Below are 15,408 nucleotides of genomic sequence, written 5' to 3'. Positions count from 1 at the left end.
ATGTCCGACCTCATCCCCGTTTCGCCGTCGCGGCGCCGTCTGCTCGGCCTGATCGCCGTTGCGCCGGTTGCAGTCGTCGCGGCGTGCTCGACGCCGATCGGCACGCTGTCGCCCGAGGAGGGCGTGCGGCGCCTGCTCACCTTGTCGAGCCAGGCAGCGTTCGCGCGGCTGATCCAGCCCGGCGGCTTCTACGATGACCAGCTCACCCGGCTGACGGTGCCCGATGCGGCGAATGGCCGCGGCGGCGCGGTGCTCGCCGCGGTGCTGCGGACCGACGCGGTGCAGCGGCGCATCGCGATCGCGGTGAACGACGTCGCGGTCGACGCTGCCGATCGTGCGACGCCGCTCGTCATGGACGCGATAAGCCGCATGACGTTCTCCGACGCGCTGGCAATTCTGCGTGGCGGCGGATCGCCGGCAACCGACCTGCTCCGCCGCGAGACCGGCGGCGCGCTGGTCGATGCGATGTTCCCGGAGATCAGCGCGGGGCTTCGCGGCGACGCGTTCGAGATCCTGACCGCCGCGCTCGGCGCCCGGTCGGGCTTCGACCTTGGCGGCATCGCCACGTCGCTGTCCCGGCAGGCAAGCGACTCGATCTTTCGCGCGATCGGCCGCGAGGAAGCCGCGTTCCGGGCGGACCCGCGCCGCACCCGCGATCCGCTGCTGATCGCGCTTTTGTCGGGCGGGCGCTTCTAGCGCGCTTCCAATCGGCGGTGTTCGCAGGCAGGATCGCCGCCATGTCGTCCGATCCCCGAACCGTCGCCTTCATCGTCGAACAGGCCGGCGGCCCGTCGGGCGATGTCACCGCCCGCGCGATGTTCGGCGAATACGGCCTGTACCTCGATGGCAAGATGGTCGCGCTGGTGTGCGACGACCAGCTTTTCGTGACGCCGACGGGCGCCGGCCGCGCGCACGCACCCGATGCCGGCGAGGGGTCGCCCTATCCCGGTGCCAAGCCCCACCTCCTCATCGACGAGGCGCATTTTGACGACGGGGACTGGTTAGCGGAGCTGTTCCGTATGACCGCCGCCGAGCTGCCGATGCCCAAGCCAAAGGCAAAGCGGAAGCCGAAGGCAGCGGGTTAGACCAGCCTGCGGGCAGCGGCCCTCACGCGCTTAGTAAGTGACGATCTTCACCTTGTCGCCGGCGCGTACGGTGTCGCCCTGGCCGAGCCGGTTGAGCACCTGAAAGCGTTCGAGCGGCACATCGGTATAGGCCATGCGCCGGGCCAGCGTGTCGACCGTCTCCCCGGCCTTGACCGTCACCACGCGCACATAGCGGGGGCGCGCGGCCTGCGTGTCGGCCGCAGTCATCCGGCGGAAGGACGAGATCATCGGGTCGAACGCGGCGGCGCCGCGCCCTGCAGGGGTCACGATCGCGAAGTGATAGGCGCGCTTCGCATCGGGCGCATAGGCGACGATCGTCACGTCGACCTGCTGTTGCCCCGACGTGCCACGCACCGTCGTGACGGCAGCGGGAAAGCCGCCGATCGTCGTCCGCTCGATCGATGGCTGCGCGTTCTGCGCGCCGAGCCCCGACAGCGCGGTCGCCACATAGCGCTCCAGATTGCCGTCATAGGCGGCGGAGGCGAACTGTGCCTGGCCGCCCTGCCCGCTGATGCTCACCGCCTTGGCGCCGTTCTGCATCGTGTAGCCCTGGGGCGCGGTGAAGGCGACGCGGCCCGGCGGATAGAGGAACGACTGCCCCTCGATCATGCCCTGCGCCGGATCGTCGCCGTACATCATGCCATCGATCGCCGCGAGAAAGGCATCGCGGTTGCGTGTCCCCGTCCCCTGGCCCGCCTGCCGCGCGGCGCGCTCGACGCGGGCGCCCGGATCGGGGTGCGTGCTCGCCCAGGCCGGCGTCGCCCGCGCATCGCCGCGAAGCTGCTGCTCCAGCGCCGTCTGCGACGCCAGCGCATCCAGCATCGATGCCATCGCCTCGGTGTCATAGCCCGCGCGGCGGAGATAGTTGATGCCGAGATCGTCCGACTGCGTCTCCTGGCTGCGCGAGTAGCCGAGCGTCAGGAGTTGCGCCCCCGTGCCGACGCCGCGGCCGAGCAGCTGGCCGAACCCCGAATTCCCCGCCACCGCGCCGACCGCCAGCTGACCCAGCGCACCCAGGATCGAGTTACGCTGTGCCACCCGCTGGCGCGACTGGCTGTGCCGCGCGGCGACGTGGCCGACCTCGTGCCCCAGCACCGCGGCCAGTTCCGCCTCGTCGTTCATCAGCGCGAGGAGCTGACGCGTCACGTAGATATAGCCACCGGGGATCGCGAAGGCGTTATTGACCGAGCTGTTGAGCAGCGTCACGTCGAACGCGCCGGGATCGGACGACAGGCCCGACTGGGTGGCGATCTTCCGGCCGACCCCCTCGACATAGGTCGCCGTCCGCCCGGTCATCGCGCCGCCATATTCGGCGACGATCCCGGCATTGGCTTGCTGCCCCTGCTGTCGCTCGGCGGGCGTGATCGCCGCCGCCTGTCCCGATGCGGCCGCCGCGGCAGGGCGCTGGCGCTGAGCCGTCGCAGGCGTGGTGGCAAGGGCGATCGCCGAAGCGGCGACGATCCAGCGGCGGTCGATCATGCTCTTCTTCATGCCCCCGCCAACGCCGCCCCCACGCGACGGTTCCGAAACGATCCGCGCCGCGCCGTTCGCCGCGCGCCCCTCTTGTCGGGCTGGCCGCGGGCCGCTATGTCACCGGCTCAATCCGACAATCTGGATGGACCGCACCGCACCCCCACAAGGGAACGGGCAGCGGGCCCATGCCCGGATCGCCGGCATCGCAGTGAGGAACAGGACCCGTGGCCAAGACGACCCCAGTCGAGTTCATGCGCCAGGTGCGCGCCGAAACCGCCAAGGTGGTGTGGCCGACCCGGCGCGAGACGGTGATGACCGCGGTGATGGTCGTCATCATGACCTCGCTGCTCGCGATCTTCTTCCTTGGCGTCGACACCTTCTTCGATTCGCTCGTCAAGTTCCTCCTCTCGCTCGCCCAGTAAGGACAAAAGCAAATGGCGCGCTGGTACATCATCCACGCTTATTCGGGCTTTGAGAACAAGGTCCGCGACTCGATCATGTCCGAAGCCGCCCGCATGGGCCTCGAGCAGCTGGTCGAGGCGATCGAGGTGCCGACCGAGCAGGTCACCGAAGTGCGCCGCGGCAAGAAGATCCAGGCCGAGCGCAAGTTCATGCCCGGCTACGTCCTCGCCAAGCTCCAGCTCAACGACGACGTCTATCACCTCGTCAAGAACACGCCCAAGGTCACGGGCTTCCTGGGTTCGTCGGGCAAGCCGCAGCCGGTCAGCGATGCCGAAGCCGCGCGGATGCTGAATTCGAAGGAAGAAGCCGCCGCTGCGCCCAAGCAGAAGATCAAGGTCGATTTCGAAATCGGCGATTCGGTCAAGGTGCTCGACGGCCCGTTCGCCAGCTTCAACGGCATGGTCGAGGAGCTCGACTTCGACAAGGCCAAGGTCAAGGTGTCGGTGTCGATCTTCGGCCGCGCCACCCCGGTCGAACTCGACTTCGAGCAGGTCGAGCGCAGCAAGTAAGAGCATACGCCACCCACCGACCGTTCGTGCTGAGCCTGTCGAAGCACGGTCCTTCTTTTCTCAAGGGTAGAAGAGAAAGGCATCGCTTCGACAAGCTCAGGGCGAACGGACGGGGATGAGCGCTCGGCTCCGCTAGAGAGAGGAAGCCTCACATGATCCTGTCCGACCGCTGGATCCGCGACGCGGCGCGCGGCGGCATGATCGAACCCTTTGTCGAGGCCCAGCGGCGCGAGGGCTGCATCAGCTACGGCCTGTCCTCCTACGGCTATGACGCGCGCGTCGCCGACGAGTTCAAGATCTTCACCAACGTCGACAATGCGCTGGTCGATCCAAAGGACTTCGCCGCCAACAGCTTCGTCGATCGCAAGACCGACGTGTGCATCATCCCGCCCAACAGCTTCGCCCTCGCCCGCACCGTCGAGTATTTCCGAGTGCCGCGCGACGTGCTCGTCATCTGCCTCGGCAAGTCGACCTATGCGCGGTGCGGGATCATCGTGAACGTGACGCCGCTCGAACCCGAATGGGAGGGGCACGTCACGCTCGAATTCTCGAATACCACCCCGCTCCCGGCCAAGATCTACGCCAACGAGGGCGCGTGCCAGTTCCTCTTCCTCAAGGGCGACCAGCCCTGCGAGACGAGCTATGCCGATCGTGCGGGGAAGTACATGGGCCAGCGCGGGGTCACGCTGCCGAGGCTTTGAGAGCTGTGCGCCGCCTTGGGGAATTGCCTTCCGCCCTTTCGGTCGGTGCGCTCAGCGCTGCTAGCGGTGAAGCACAGGCGGGCTACCGCGCGCTCGTCGCGAGCAAGAACATCGCGTTCGCCAGAGCAGACAGGCTAACGCTGAAATCAGATCGGTAAACGGCAGGGCGCGGCTTGTTCGCGCGCCCTGCCCTTAGGCTCACCGCATCGCCATTCGCTGGCGTTCGAGCTTCACCATCCCGCGCTTGGCGATGACATGCGAATCCTGCGCGAAGTCGGGACGCAGCAGCAGCGACACGTTCTCGGCCGCGAGCGCACGATCGTACATCGTCTGCGCGGCGTCGAGCCGGTTGGTGCGCGCGTAGATCGCGGCCAGGTTGATGAGCAGTTCGGGCTTGGTCGGCTCCAGCGCGAGCTGAGCGCGCAGCGACGTCTCGGCCTCTGCAAACTGGCCGGCCTCGATGGCGTTGTGCGAATAGGGATCTGGCCGGTCCTGCGCAGCGGCCGATACCGCCGGAACCCCCAGCATCGCCGCGACAATGATCACCTTGAGCGCGCGCATGTCGTCATCCTCCTCGTGTCTGTTCCGCGTCACTTCTGTGACACTTCCATGACATGCGCGTTTCGGTTTGATGACGCAATAGGCTGAGAGCGTTCAGCGATCCTGGATCAGTACGATTGCAGAACGCGCATTTCGCAGGCGCAAAAAAGAGGCGGCCGAAGCCGCCTCTGTCTCGTTGCCAATCCTGACGGATCAGAACTCGCGATACTGCTCGTTGCCGATGAAGCCGAGCTTGGTCACGTTCGCGCGCTTCACGATCGCCAGAACCTGATCGACGCGCTCATACTTAGCCGCCGCGTCAGGCTGGAAGTGCAGCTCCGGCTGGGGCGACATCTGGGCCGTCTGGTCGAGATACTGGGTCAGCGTGACGTCGTTGACCGGCGCGCCGTTCCAGGTCGTGCCGCCCTGCGGGTCGATCACGATCTTGTTCTTGACCGGGTCAACCTCGGGCTGGTTCTGGTTGTCAGAGTTCTGCGGCAGGTCGACCTTCACCGCGTGCGTCTGAATGGGGATGGTGATGATGAACATGATGAGCAGAACGAGCATGACGTCGATCAACGGCGTCGTGTTCATTTCACCCATCGGCTCACCGTCTTCGGAGCCGCCGCTCATTGCCATGGTCTAATCTCCTGAAGCTTCCGCCGTATTACGCGCGGCGGAAGTTCGTGCCCGCCGGGGGCTCTGAAATGAAGCCGACCTTCACGAAACCGGCCTGCTGCATCTGATAGACGGTGCCGCCGATGCACTTGTACGGCGTGTTCACGTCGCCGCGAATATGCACCTCGGGAATGTCGTCCGGCGTGATGTTGCTGCCGAGCCGGTCGACGACGCCCTTGAGGTTCGCGACGGCGCGATCGAGCAGTTCCTGGCTGTTGACGCGCGTGAGGTTCCAATAGACCTCGCACGTGCCGTCGGCCGCACCGCGGACGGCGAGGTTGATGTTTTCGGGCTTGGTCGTGGTCGGCTCGAATTCGACCTTGGGCAGTTCCACCTCAACCGATTGCAGCACCACGGGCACCGCGATCAGGAAGATGATGAGGAGCACCAGCATCACGTCCACGAGCGGCGTGGTGTTGATGTCCGACATTGGCCGTTCGTCGCCGCCGTCGCCTACGCTCATCGCCATTTGCGCATTCCTATCCTTGTCTCAACTCCGGCGGCTCGAGCGGCCGGGGGTGCGGCGCCCGTTCCAGAGGAAACGGACGCCGCCCGAACCCGATCGTTCTTAGCCGCGGGTCTGCGCGCCGCCGACCTGGCCGGCGGTGGCCGAAGGCGCAGCGGCCTTCGGAGCAGCCGCGGGCGAAGCCTTCGGCGTGCCGGCCGCCGTCGTCAGCGACGGGCGAACCGCACCGTTCGACGCGAGGTAGCCGAGCACGGCGGTCGAGAAGGCCGACAGGTCCTCGGCGATCGCCTTATTACGGCGCTGCAGCCAGTTGTACGAAAGCACGGCGGGAACGGCGACGGCCAGACCCAGCGCGGTCATGATGAGCGCCTCACCGACCGGACCGGCGACCGCGTCGATCGACGCCTGACCCGACATGCCGATCTTGATGAGCGCGCGGTAGATGCCGATCACGGTACCGAACAGACCGATGAACGGCGCGGTCGCACCGACGGTCGCCAGGAAGGCGAGACCGCCACCCAGCTTCGAGTTGATCGCCGCTTCCGAACGCGCGAGCGAGCCGTGCAGCCAGTCATGCGCCTCGACCGGATCGGTCAGCTTCGAGTGCTGCTCCTGCGCCTCGATGCCGTCGTCGACGAGCTGGCGATAGGCCGAGTTCTTGTCGAGCTTCGCCGCGCCTTCACGCAGGCTGTTCGTGCGCCAGAACTCGGCGCGGACGCGCTTCGCCTGGTTCATGATCTTCTGCTGCTCGAACAGCTTGGTGAACAGGATGTAGAACGACACGACCGACATAATGACCATGATCGCGAACGTGCCCTGCGCGATGAAGCCGCCCTGCTCGAGCGCGGCCATCAGGCCGTAGGGGTTTTCGCCTTCGGCCGCGGGCGCGGCGGCAAGGATGGTGGTGAGCATGTTCAGGTAGATCCTCTGGAAAAGGTGTTGGGGCCGGTCCGGGCCGAAGCCCGGACCCGAAGGTCGTCAGCTTTCAGGCAGGCGCCACACGACGCGGCGCGATGCCGTCGACGCGATCGGATTGCCGCTTTGGTCGAGCGCGGGCGAGTAACGACCGCGACGCGTGATCGCGCGGCAGGCGGCATCGTCCAGCGCCTTGGAACCGCTCGACGAGGTCACGCGGCAGTTCTCGACACGGCCCTGCGTGCTGATCGTCCACGCGATACCGGTCGTACCCTGCTCCTCGGCACGGATCGCGCTAGGCGGATAGTCGTCCTGCGAGATCCAATCGGCGGGGTTACCCTTCGCACCCGCGGCCTTGTTCACCACCGGCGCGGGCGGCGCAGGGGGCGCGACGGGCGCAGGCGGCGCCGGCGGCGCGGCGATTGGCACCGGCACATAGACCGGCGGCGGCGTCTGGACCGACTGCACCACCACCGGCGGCGGCGTGTTGGTCTTGACGATGGGCGGCGGCGTCACAACCGGGGGCGGCTGCGTCGGCTGCTCGGGGGGCGGCGGCGGCGGCTCGTCCGGCGGCGGCGGCGGCTCTTCCTGCACGTCGAAGACGTCCATCTTCTCGGTGGCCTGCTTGATGTATTGGAACGCCAAGCCGGTTATGAAGGCGTAGCCCAACACCGCATGGATCGCCGCCACGATGACGATGGCGATGATCCTGCCGGAGCCTGCTTTTTGGTCAGCATAGGCCATTCAGTAACGACACTCCTCAATTCCCGCGCGTAGCTCATCCGGCCCCGCATTGTTGGACACATTGTGCCCAAATTGCGGCGGCACGCCAAGCCCGCTGCTCCGCTGCGGCACGCGGCCTGTCCGGAGCCCGGATTGTTATCGTCGCATCCGACGTGACGCAAACGGTTTGTCGGACGCAACAAACGTATAAACGACGTATGGCAGAATTATTTCTGTAACCCCCCGCCCCGTTCGCCTAGGACCTCGAGCCATGAACCCGACCCTTTTGCTAGCGGTAGCATCGCTTTCCCTCGCAACCCCGGCCACCAGCGCCTTTGCGGCGCAAAACGCCCGGATCGTGGCGGAAAACGGGCAGGCGTCGCCAACGGCGGCTGCGCCCACGCTCGGCTATGCCGACACAGTCGGGCGCGTCCTGCAATCAACTCTGATCGTCGATGCGACAATCCGAAGCGCCGTTCGGATAAAAGGAGCCGAAGCGGCCACGGTGCCAACGAATCGTGCACGATTTTATGTAGAGGCAGACGTCGTCGCACTGATTCGCGGCCCCAGCGCGGTTGCGCCGCGGCTCGGCTGGCTTGCCGACGTCCCGCTCGATGCGCGCGGAAAAGCACCTAAGTTACAGAAAATGCGCGTTATCGCGTTTGGCCGCACAGTGGCTAATCGCGCGGACCAGATCCAGCTGGTGACACCCGAATCGCAGATCGCCTGGAACTCCGGCGACGAGGCGCAGATCCGCCGCGTCGTTCGCGACGTGCTCGCCCCTGATGCGCCGCCCGCGATCACCGGCGTCGGTAATGCCTTCCACGTACCAGGCACGCTGCCGGGCGAAGGCGAGACCCAGGTGTTCCTCCAGACCGCAAGCGGCGACCCGGTCTCGCTTCTGGTCCTGCGTCGTCCGGGCGAGCAGCGGCGCTGGGCGGTTGCGCTTGGCGAGATCGTCGACGAGGCCGCCGGTCCGCCGCCGCGCGACACGCTGCTCTGGTATCGCCTCGCTTGCGGCTTGCCCCGCACGCTCCCCGCCAGTGCGGTCGCCAACGAGGAACCCGCACGCGCGGCACTCGCGACGGAAGACTACGCCTTCGTCGTGTCGGCGCTCGGCCGGTGCGGCTCGGGCGCCTAATCGCGCTCGAGATGGACGAAGTCGCGGGCGAAGTCGTGAAGGCCCGCGCCGCCGTCGACGAACAGCGTCTGGCCCGTGCTCGCCGCGGCACCGGCCAGATAGACGACGGCCGCCGCCACGTCCTCCGGGCGTGACAATCGCCCGAGCGGCATCGACCGCGTCAGCCGCTCGAGCTGCGCCTGACCATAATCGTCGGTGGGAATGGTCAGCCCCGGCGCCACCGCGTTGACACGCACATGCGGCGCCAGCACCCGCGCGAGCGTCCGCGTCGCCTCGGCCAGCGCCTGCTTCGACAGCGTATAGGCGAGCTGGTCGGCAGGGGGATGCGCGATCCGCTGGTCGAGGATGTTGACGACGGCGCCCTCTCCGCCCTGTCCCAGTCCGGCACACAGCGCGCGCGCGAGCAGCACTGGCGCCGCCGCATTGACGCGGAAATGATCGATCAGCGCGTCACCGCCCGGCAAGCCTTGCTCGTCGGCTGCGAAGCGCGAGGCGTTGTTGACGAGCAGCACCGGCGCGCGCGCAAAGGTCGCGGCGACGCGGGGGACCAGCGCCTCGGCCGCATCGAGATCGCCGAGGTCGCAGGCGAACGCCCCGAACGCCGCCCCCGCCGCTTCCAGCCGCTCCGTCAGCCACGCCTCGGGCTCGGCCTTGGTGCTGCCGTGGAGCGCGAGATCGTATCCCGCTTGCCCCAGCGCCGCGGCGATATAGGCGCCGAGCCGCCGACAGCTTCCCGTGACGAGCGCGAGCGGGCGAGCGCTCATCGGCGCTCGCGCACCATGTTGATGCCGATCCGCTCACCCGCCTCGGCGATCGCGAGCTTGACGATCTCGACCTCGACGCGGGTCACGCGATCGTCGCCGATGAAGAGCGTGTCGGCGATATGCTCGGCCACCGCCTCGATCAGCGTGAAGTGGACGCCGGCGGGAAGCTGCTGCGCCGCCGCCTTGAGGTCGAGATAGCTCTTCGACGCGGACAGCGGCGTGTCGGGCTCGAACCGCTCGGGCATGCGAAGATCGACGGTGATCGAGATGCGCAGCGGCTGGGGCAGGTGCGTCTCTTCGGAATAGACGCCGGTCAGCACGTCGACCTCGAGATCGCGGACCTGGAGCTTCAGACTGTCGGGCAAGGGGAGCGCGCCTCTGGATGGAGTGGATGCGCGGGCGGGTAGCAGATTGCGGTCGCCCTTGTCTTGTCACCAAACGGCGTTATGGCGCCCCGCCCGCATCGTTGCGGGTCAGGAGCTTTCGACCGACTTGTTCGACCTCGTCCCCATTCAGACCATTGCGCCCGACCGGATCGAGGCGCTGCTCGATGCCGCCTTCGGCACCGATCGCCATGGCCGCACCGCCTATCGCCTGCGCGACGGCATGCTGCCGATCGCGGCGATGAGCCTGGCGGCGGTGCAGGGCGACGAGCTTGTCGGCAGTATTCAGTGCTGGCCGGTGCTGCTCGACCGCGACGATGGCGGGCGAACGCCGATGGTGCTGGTCGGGCCGATCGCGGTCAGCCCGGCGCACCAGGATGTCGGGATCGGTCGTGCGCTCACCCGCGCGGCGATCGCTGCGGCGAACGGGATTGAGGGCGGCGACGCGCTGATGCTGATCGGCGATCCCGATTATTACGGCCGCTTCTTCGGCTTCACGGCCGAGCGGACCGGGCGCTGGCGCCTGCCCGGCCCGTTCGAGGCGCACCGCCTGCTGGCGCTAGGTGACGGGGTTCCCGATACGGCGGGCGACGTCCGCCCGCGGGTCAGCGCCGTCGCCGCTTGAAGCTCCGCGTCGCGACGACACCGCCGATCACGAGCAGCAGCAGCGGCGTCATCCAGAGCGGCGCGGTCGCGGCACTGAGTGGCGGATCGTAGCTCACATAATCGCCGTAGCGCTCGATCAGCCAGTTGCGGACCGCATCCGGCGTCTCGCCCTTGGCGATGCGTTCGCGGACCAGCGAGCGCATGTCGCCCGCCATCTCGGCATCCGAATCGGCGATCGACTGACCCTGGCAAACGACGCAGCGCAGCGTCTCCATCAGCGCCTTGGCATCCCGCTCCTTGGCCGGGTCGGGAAGCTGGACGTTGGCCATCGGCGCCGAGCCCTGGTTCGATTGGGCGAACAGCGGCGCGGCGACGAGCGCAAGGAGCAGCGCCAGCCGCTTCACTTGGCGTCCTCGATCGCTTTCATGATGTCGTCGATGTCGCCCGCGTTGATCGGGCCGATATGCTGGTGCGCGATCTTGCCAGACGTGTCGATGACGAAGGTCTCCGGCACGCCCGACGAGCCGAGAGAGAGCTGGACCTGGCTACGCGGATCGTCGCCGACGCGCGCATAGGGATCGCCATTTTCGGTCAGGAAGCGCTGCACTGCGGGCGCCGTATCGCGAATCGCGATCGCGTCGATCTCGACGCCCCGCTGCTTGAGCGCCATTAGCTGCGGCGCCTCGGCGATGCAGGGGATGCACCAGCTGCCGAACACGTTGAGCAACCGGACGCCGCCGCCTTTCAGGTCGGCGGCGGCGAGGCCCGGCTTGCCCGGCGCGATCGGCGCGAGGCGGAAATCGGGGAGCGGCTTGCCGACCAAAGCCGAGCGTATCGTCGTGTTGTCGGGGCGGTACAGACCATAGAGCGCCACCCCCGCGAGCGCCGCGAACACCGCCAGCGGGACCCAGATCAGCATCCGCCTCATGCCGCGGCAAGCTCCCGCCGACCCTGTCGCCGCTCACGCCGGACGCGGCCGATCAGGCTCAACAGACCGCCAAGGCCGATCAGGGCGCCGCCCGCCCAGATCAGCGTCACGAACGGCTTCCACCACAATCGAAGCTGCCACCGTCCCTGCCCGTCGGGCTGGCCGACCACCGTATAAAGCTGACCGTCCCAAGCGGTCAGGATGTCCGCCTCGCTCGTGTTGGTCGGCGGATCGGCGAAGTAGCGGCTCTGCGGGTGCATCCAGAAGCTGGCGCCATCCCCGCGGCGCACCGACAAGACGCTCTCGATCGCCGACCAGTTCGGGCCGATCTCCGGCCGGATGCCGCGCATCTCCACGCGGTACGGCCCGACCCAGAAGGCATCGCCGACACGCGCGGCGACCAGCTTCTCGGTGGTGAAGGCGCGCTCGCTCGCGACCCCGGCAACGCTGACCGCGACGCCCAGATGCGCGACGACCATGCCCCAGGTGAACAGCGGCGTGCGCAGGAGATTGCGCTTCCACAAGGGCGCAACGCTCGCGACCGCAAGCCCCGCGGCCATGCCGAGGCCGAGGATCGGGAACGCTCCCGCCTCCGACGCGAAGGCGAAGAAGCCCGCCGCGACGAACACCGCGACCGCCACCGGCACGGTGACGCGGTTGATGAGCGCCTGCCCCTCGTCCCGCCGCCAGCGGATCATCGGCCCCACTGCGATGCCGGCCATCAGGATCAGCGTGATCGGCACGATCGTCTTGTTGAAGAAGGGCGGCCCGACCGACAGCTGCGTCCCCATCGCCTGCGCCAGAATGGGGTAGAGCGTGCCGATCAGCACGATGCCGAGGATGACCGACAGCAAGAGGTTGTTGAACACCAGCCCGCCCTCGCGGCTCAGCGGCTCGAAGGTCGCGCCCTGCTTGACCGTGCCGACGCGCGCGCCGAACAACGCGAGTGCGCCGCCGATGTAAAGGACGAGCAACGCGAGGATGAAGCTGCCGCGCGTCGGATCGACGGCGAAGGCGTGCACGCTCGTCAGAATGCCCGACCGCACCAGGAACGTGCCGATCATCGACATCGAGAAGGCGACCACCGCCAGCATCACCGTCCACGCGCGCAGGCCGTCGCGCGTCGCCAGCACCGTCACCGAATGGAGCAACGCCGTCGCCGCCAGCCACGGCATCAGCGAGGCGTTCTCGACCGGGTCCCAGAACCACCAGCCGCCCCAGCCGAGCTCGTAATAGGCCCAGTAGCTGCCGGCGGTGATGCCGATCGTCAGGAAGATCCAGGCGCCCAGCACCCACGGCCGCATCGCGCGGGCGAAGGCCGGCCCGACATCGCGCGTCACCAGCGCGCCGACGGCGAAGCTGAACGCGACCGACAGCCCGACATAGCCGAAATAAAGCGTCGGGGGGTGAAAGGCGAGGCCGGGGTCCTGAAGCAGCGGGTTGAGCCCGTTGCCGTCCGCCGGCGCCGGCACCACCCGCGCGAACGGGTTCGAGGCGAACAGCAGGAACGCGTAGAAGCCAAGCGCGATCGCCGCCTGCGCGCCCAGCGTGGCGACCAGCGTCCGCTGCGCCAGTTGCCGCTCGACCAATGCGATCGCGCCGCCCGCCAGCCCCAGCACGGTGACCCACAGGAGCATCGAGCCCTCATGGTTCCCCCATGCGCCCGCGATCTTGTAAATCAGCGGCTTCATCGAGTGGCTGTTGGTCGCGACCAGCAGCACCGACATGTCCGACCGGACGAAGACGAGGATCAGCATGCCGAAGGCGATTGCGGTCAGCAGCCCCTGCACCACCGCGACAGGCCGCACGCCCCCCATCAGCTGCGCCGCGGCTTCGATGCTCGCGCGGTCCTGGCGATCGGCGCGGCCGGGCCGCGCGGTCCACAGCCCGCCGGCCGCCAGCGCAAGCTGAAGGAGCGCGAGCGCTGCGGCGAGCCACAGCGCGGCCAGACCGGCTTCAGCGATCATTGCTCCAGCGTCTTGGCCGCGGCCATCTTGCCCGCCATCTCGGGCGGCATGTAACGCTCGTCATGCTTGGCGAGCAGATTGTCGGCGGCGAAACTGCCGTCGGGGCGGAACTGCCCCTCGGCGACGACGCCCGAATTTTCCTTGAACAAGTCGGGCGCGATGCCGCTGAACGTCACGGGCACGGTCGCCTTTCCATCGGTCACGGTGAAGGCGATGGTGACGCCGTCCCCCTCACGCTTGATCGATCCGGCCTCGACCATCCCGCCCAGCCGGACCGCGCGGCCGACCGGCGGCGCCTTCCCGGCGACATCGGCGGGTGCGTAGAAGAACGCCGCCTCGTCCTTGAGCGCCGACAGCGCCAGGCCGCTCGCGCCCATCACGGCGACGAGCCCCAGCGCGACGAGCGCCAGCCGCTGATGCTTGGCCTTCATTTACGGCGCAGCTTTTCGGCCGCCTGCTCGGCGCGGCGCATCGCCTGCCAGCTGTGCAGCGCAATGCCGAGCGTCGCCGCGATGGTGACGGCATAGGCCGCGATCACGAAGCTCCACTGGTTCATGCCGCCGCCATCCGCCGCATCCGTGCCTCGACCTTGCCCTCCGCCAGCATTGCCCGCATCCGCATCAGCACGATGCCTGCGAACAGAAGCGTGAACCCCGCCAGCGTGAACGGCAGCGGCCACAGGATCGCGTTGTCGATCGTCGACTTGGTCAGCGTCAGGCTCTGCCCCTGGTGCAGCGTGTTCCACCACACCACCGAATAGCGGATGATGGGTAGGAGCACCGTCCCGGCGAGCCCGAACAGCGCCGGAATGCGCCCATCGCCGCCTCGCTGCGCATCGGCGCGCGACAGGGCGATATAGGCCAGATAGACGAAGAACAGCAGCAGCATCGAGGTCAGCCGCCCGTCCCACTGCCACCACGTGCCCCAGGTCGGCCGGCCCCAGATCGATCCGGTGACCAGGCACACCGCCGCGAACAGCGCGCCGGGCACCGCGCACGCGCGCGCCGACAGGCTCGCCAGCGGGTGGCGCCAGACGAGATAGGCGATGCTGCCGATGGCGATGCCGCTCCACCCGCCCATGCCGAGCCACGCGGCCGGTACGTGCAGGTACATGATCCGCACCGTCTCGCCCTGAAGATAGTCGGGCGGCGTCTGCGTCAGCCCCGCCCAGGCACCGAACACCGCCAGCGCGATCCCGCCCCAGACGAGCAGCGGCGTCAGCGGACGCGCGATCTTCAGGAAACGGGTGGGGTTCGCATAGGCGTGCAGCACGATAGCGCCTGTTTATCGCGGCTTTGTGCGAAACGCCACTGTCCCGAAAGACGAGTTGCGCGTTGCCCGGCCGCCGCCCCGCGGCTAAGCCACGCGCCATGCTCAAGCTCATTCTCGGCAACAAGGCCTATAGCTCGTGGTCGCTGCGCGGCTGGCTCGCGGCGAAGCATTCGGGGCTTCCGTTCGAGGAGGTCGTGGTGCCGCTCTATGACGCCGAATGGGAAGCGCGGCGCGAGGGCGACGAGTTCGCCCCCTCCTCGGGCAAGGTGCCGATCCTGTGGGACGGCGACGACGTCGTCGTCTGGGACAGCCTGGCCATCGTCGAGTATTTCAACGAGAAGACGGGCGACGATCGCTACTGGCCGACCGACCCCGCCGCGCGCGCGATGGCGCGGTCGATGGCGGCGGAAATGCACGCCAGCTATGCCGCGCTGCGCAAGAAGCACCCGATGAACGTGCGCCAGGTCTATGAGGCCAAGCGCCCCGACGACGACGTGCTCGCCGACCTCACCCGCATCATGGAGCTCTGGGCACAGGCGCGCGCCCGCTTTGGCGGCGACGGTGACTTCCTGTTCGGCCAGTGGAGCGCCGCCGACATGATGTTCGCGCCGGTCGTGACGCGCATCATCACCTATTCGCTTCCGATCGCACGCTTTGCCACCGGCTACATCCAGTCGGTGATCGCCCACCCGCACATGCAGGACTGGATCGCCGGCGCGCAGGAAGAGGATTGGGTGCTCGAGCAGTACGAGCAGGAACCGGCGTCGGTCTGAA

At 67.9% G+C, this 15,408-nt stretch carries 22 protein-coding genes; 8 read left to right on the top strand and 14 right to left on the bottom strand.

Translation table 11 applies throughout. From position 1 onward, the window contains the following. Nucleotides 1–696: a DUF4197 domain-containing protein gene (locus tag RS883_RS09210; RefSeq protein WP_315759909.1), complete on the top strand. Its 696-nt coding sequence runs from the start codon at nucleotides 1–3 to the stop codon at nucleotides 694–696. Between the two features lie 41 nt (nucleotides 697–737). Continuing rightward, nucleotides 738–1,085, top strand: a complete 348-nt coding sequence (locus tag RS883_RS09205) for a TfoX/Sxy family protein (RefSeq protein ID WP_315759908.1) — start codon at nucleotides 738–740, stop codon at nucleotides 1,083–1,085. A 30-nt stretch (nucleotides 1,086–1,115) separates the two neighbouring features. Here RS883_RS09205 and RS883_RS09200 read toward each other — a convergent pair whose 3' ends face one another. Next, nucleotides 1,116–2,597 (bottom strand): M48 family metalloprotease, encoded by a 1,482-nt coding sequence (locus tag RS883_RS09200; protein WP_315759907.1) that lies wholly within the window; start codon nucleotides 2,595–2,597, stop codon nucleotides 1,116–1,118. 206 nt (nucleotides 2,598–2,803) lie between these two features. Here RS883_RS09200 and secE point away from each other — a divergent pair, with 206 nt between their 5' ends. The 3 genes from secE (at nucleotide 2,804) to dcd (ending at nucleotide 4,251) form a co-directional block, all read left to right on the top strand. Further along, nucleotides 2,804–3,001: a preprotein translocase subunit SecE gene (gene secE, locus RS883_RS09195; RefSeq protein WP_315759906.1), complete on the top strand. Its 198-nt coding sequence runs from the start codon at nucleotides 2,804–2,806 to the stop codon at nucleotides 2,999–3,001. A 12-nt stretch (nucleotides 3,002–3,013) separates the two neighbouring features. Next, nucleotides 3,014–3,550 (top strand): transcription termination/antitermination protein NusG, encoded by a 537-nt coding sequence (gene nusG / locus RS883_RS09190; protein ID WP_315759905.1) that lies wholly within the window; start codon nucleotides 3,014–3,016, stop codon nucleotides 3,548–3,550. 152 nt (nucleotides 3,551–3,702) lie between these two features. Then, nucleotides 3,703–4,251 carry a dCTP deaminase gene (gene dcd, locus RS883_RS09185; RefSeq protein WP_315759904.1) on the top strand — a complete coding sequence of 183 codons (549 nt, stop codon included), beginning with the start codon at nucleotides 3,703–3,705 and terminating at the stop codon, nucleotides 4,249–4,251. 198 nt (nucleotides 4,252–4,449) lie between these two features. Here the strand turns inward: dcd and RS883_RS09180 are convergent, their stop codons facing one another. The 5 genes from RS883_RS09180 to RS883_RS09160 form a co-directional block, all read right to left on the bottom strand. Next, on the bottom strand, nucleotides 4,450–4,812 hold the full coding sequence (locus tag RS883_RS09180; RefSeq protein ID WP_315759903.1) for a tetratricopeptide repeat protein: 363 nt from the start codon (nucleotides 4,810–4,812) through the stop codon (nucleotides 4,450–4,452). Nucleotides 4,813–5,004: 192 nt separating this feature from the next. Beyond that, a complete protein-coding gene (locus RS883_RS09175; protein WP_315759902.1) occupies nucleotides 5,005–5,430 on the bottom strand; it encodes a biopolymer transporter ExbD in 426 nt (141 codons plus the stop codon). A 28-nt stretch (nucleotides 5,431–5,458) separates the two neighbouring features. After that, entirely contained in the window at nucleotides 5,459–5,938 is a 480-nt protein-coding gene (locus RS883_RS09170) for a biopolymer transporter ExbD (protein WP_315759901.1), read from the bottom strand. Nucleotides 5,939–6,037: 99 nt separating this feature from the next. Then, nucleotides 6,038–6,847, bottom strand: coding sequence for a MotA/TolQ/ExbB proton channel family protein (locus tag RS883_RS09165; protein ID WP_315759900.1), 810 nt, complete (start codon nucleotides 6,845–6,847; stop codon nucleotides 6,038–6,040). Nucleotides 6,848–6,913: 66 nt separating this feature from the next. Next, nucleotides 6,914–7,594: a TonB family protein gene (locus RS883_RS09160; protein WP_315759899.1), complete on the bottom strand. Its 681-nt coding sequence runs from the start codon at nucleotides 7,592–7,594 to the stop codon at nucleotides 6,914–6,916. A 250-nt stretch (nucleotides 7,595–7,844) separates the two neighbouring features. On the opposite strand from RS883_RS09160, the gene RS883_RS09155 reads away from it, so the two are divergent. After that, entirely contained in the window at nucleotides 7,845–8,714 is an 870-nt protein-coding gene (locus tag RS883_RS09155; protein WP_315759898.1) for a hypothetical protein, read from the top strand. On the opposite strand, the gene RS883_RS09150 is transcribed toward RS883_RS09155, so the two are convergent. Further along, complete coding sequence (locus RS883_RS09150; RefSeq protein ID WP_315759897.1) at nucleotides 8,711–9,478, bottom strand: SDR family oxidoreductase; 768 nt, start codon at nucleotides 9,476–9,478, stop codon at nucleotides 8,711–8,713. The two genes, RS883_RS09155 and RS883_RS09150, sit on opposite strands and share 4 nt — an antisense overlap. Continuing rightward, nucleotides 9,475–9,843 carry a dihydroneopterin aldolase gene (locus tag RS883_RS09145; protein ID WP_315759896.1) on the bottom strand — a complete coding sequence of 123 codons (369 nt, stop codon included), beginning with the start codon at nucleotides 9,841–9,843 and terminating at the stop codon, nucleotides 9,475–9,477. Before RS883_RS09145 ends, RS883_RS09150 begins: the two co-directional genes overlap by 4 nt. A 127-nt stretch (nucleotides 9,844–9,970) precedes the next feature. Between RS883_RS09145 and RS883_RS09140 the strand changes: the two genes are divergently transcribed. Further along, entirely contained in the window at nucleotides 9,971–10,486 is a 516-nt protein-coding gene (locus tag RS883_RS09140; RefSeq protein WP_315759895.1) for an N-acetyltransferase, read from the top strand. On the opposite strand, the gene RS883_RS09135 is transcribed toward RS883_RS09140, so the two are convergent. From RS883_RS09135 to ccmC, 6 genes are read right to left on the bottom strand one after another with little or no spacing between them, the layout of a single operon-like run. Next, entirely contained in the window at nucleotides 10,467–10,871 is a 405-nt protein-coding gene (locus RS883_RS09135; RefSeq protein WP_315759894.1) for a cytochrome c-type biogenesis protein, read from the bottom strand. The genes RS883_RS09140 and RS883_RS09135 overlap by 20 nt on opposite strands. Next, a complete protein-coding gene (locus RS883_RS09130; RefSeq protein WP_315759893.1) occupies nucleotides 10,868–11,395 on the bottom strand; it encodes a DsbE family thiol:disulfide interchange protein in 528 nt (175 codons plus the stop codon). The genes RS883_RS09135 and RS883_RS09130 overlap by 4 nt, the downstream gene beginning before the upstream one ends. Further along, the gene (locus RS883_RS09125) at nucleotides 11,392–13,362 is read right to left on the bottom strand and encodes a heme lyase CcmF/NrfE family subunit (protein WP_315759892.1); all 1,971 of its coding nucleotides are present in this window, start codon (nucleotides 13,360–13,362) and stop codon (nucleotides 11,392–11,394) included. Before RS883_RS09125 ends, RS883_RS09130 begins: the two co-directional genes overlap by 4 nt. Further along, nucleotides 13,359–13,793: a cytochrome c maturation protein CcmE gene (gene ccmE / locus RS883_RS09120; protein WP_315759891.1), complete on the bottom strand. Its 435-nt coding sequence runs from the start codon at nucleotides 13,791–13,793 to the stop codon at nucleotides 13,359–13,361. The genes RS883_RS09125 and ccmE overlap by 4 nt, the downstream gene beginning before the upstream one ends. Further along, nucleotides 13,790–13,918, bottom strand: a complete 129-nt coding sequence (locus RS883_RS09115; protein ID WP_315759890.1) for a hypothetical protein — start codon at nucleotides 13,916–13,918, stop codon at nucleotides 13,790–13,792. Before RS883_RS09115 ends, ccmE begins: the two co-directional genes overlap by 4 nt. Next, nucleotides 13,915–14,634: a heme ABC transporter permease CcmC gene (gene ccmC, locus RS883_RS09110; protein ID WP_315759889.1), complete on the bottom strand. Its 720-nt coding sequence runs from the start codon at nucleotides 14,632–14,634 to the stop codon at nucleotides 13,915–13,917. The genes RS883_RS09115 and ccmC overlap by 4 nt, the downstream gene beginning before the upstream one ends. Nucleotides 14,635–14,732: 98 nt before the next feature. On the opposite strand from ccmC, the gene RS883_RS09105 reads away from it, so the two are divergent. Then, nucleotides 14,733–15,407, top strand: coding sequence for a glutathione S-transferase family protein (locus RS883_RS09105; RefSeq protein WP_315759888.1), 675 nt, complete (start codon nucleotides 14,733–14,735; stop codon nucleotides 15,405–15,407). Nucleotide 15,408 lies beyond the last annotated feature (1 nt).

It is taken from the genome of Sphingomonas sp. Y38-1Y (assembly GCF_032391395.1).
In the GTDB taxonomy this organism is placed as follows: Bacteria; Pseudomonadota; Alphaproteobacteria; order Sphingomonadales; family Sphingomonadaceae; genus Sphingomonas.
Note: the sequence above shows the minus strand (reverse complement) of the source record. Positions and strands in the feature narration are given on the sequence as shown.

What these genes read in the sequence shown, in the direction of transcription:
- RS883_RS09165 (WP_315759900.1), bottom strand. Translation starts at nt 6,847, where the DNA reads ATGCTCACCACCATCCTTGCCGCCGCGCCCGCGGCCGAAGGCGAAAAC.
- RS883_RS09180 (WP_315759903.1), bottom strand. Translation starts at nt 4,812, where the DNA reads ATGCGCGCGCTCAAGGTGATCATTGTCGCGGCGATGCTGGGGGTTCCG.
- RS883_RS09160 (WP_315759899.1), bottom strand. Translation starts at nt 7,594, where the DNA reads ATGGCCTATGCTGACCAAAAAGCAGGCTCCGGCAGGATCATCGCCATC.
- RS883_RS09155 (WP_315759898.1), top strand. Translation starts at nt 7,845, where the DNA reads ATGAACCCGACCCTTTTGCTAGCGGTAGCATCGCTTTCCCTCGCAACC.
- RS883_RS09125 (WP_315759892.1), bottom strand. Translation starts at nt 13,362, where the DNA reads ATGATCGCTGAAGCCGGTCTGGCCGCGCTGTGGCTCGCCGCAGCGCTC.
- nusG (WP_315759905.1), top strand. Translation starts at nt 3,014, where the DNA reads ATGGCGCGCTGGTACATCATCCACGCTTATTCGGGCTTTGAGAACAAG.
- dcd (WP_315759904.1), top strand. Translation starts at nt 3,703, where the DNA reads ATGATCCTGTCCGACCGCTGGATCCGCGACGCGGCGCGCGGCGGCATG.
- ccmE (WP_315759891.1), bottom strand. Translation starts at nt 13,793, where the DNA reads ATGAAGGCCAAGCATCAGCGGCTGGCGCTCGTCGCGCTGGGGCTCGTC.
- RS883_RS09205 (WP_315759908.1), top strand. Translation starts at nt 738, where the DNA reads ATGTCGTCCGATCCCCGAACCGTCGCCTTCATCGTCGAACAGGCCGGC.
- RS883_RS09150 (WP_315759897.1), bottom strand. Translation starts at nt 9,478, where the DNA reads ATGAGCGCTCGCCCGCTCGCGCTCGTCACGGGAAGCTGTCGGCGGCTC.
- RS883_RS09115 (WP_315759890.1), bottom strand. Translation starts at nt 13,918, where the DNA reads ATGAACCAGTGGAGCTTCGTGATCGCGGCCTATGCCGTCACCATCGCG.
- RS883_RS09105 (WP_315759888.1), top strand. Translation starts at nt 14,733, where the DNA reads ATGCTCAAGCTCATTCTCGGCAACAAGGCCTATAGCTCGTGGTCGCTG.
- RS883_RS09130 (WP_315759893.1), bottom strand. Translation starts at nt 11,395, where the DNA reads ATGAGGCGGATGCTGATCTGGGTCCCGCTGGCGGTGTTCGCGGCGCTC.
- RS883_RS09200 (WP_315759907.1), bottom strand. Translation starts at nt 2,597, where the DNA reads ATGAAGAAGAGCATGATCGACCGCCGCTGGATCGTCGCCGCTTCGGCG.
- RS883_RS09210 (WP_315759909.1), top strand. Translation starts at nt 1, where the DNA reads ATGTCCGACCTCATCCCCGTTTCGCCGTCGCGGCGCCGTCTGCTCGGC.
- RS883_RS09170 (WP_315759901.1), bottom strand. Translation starts at nt 5,938, where the DNA reads ATGGCGATGAGCGTAGGCGACGGCGGCGACGAACGGCCAATGTCGGAC.
- RS883_RS09175 (WP_315759902.1), bottom strand. Translation starts at nt 5,430, where the DNA reads ATGGCAATGAGCGGCGGCTCCGAAGACGGTGAGCCGATGGGTGAAATG.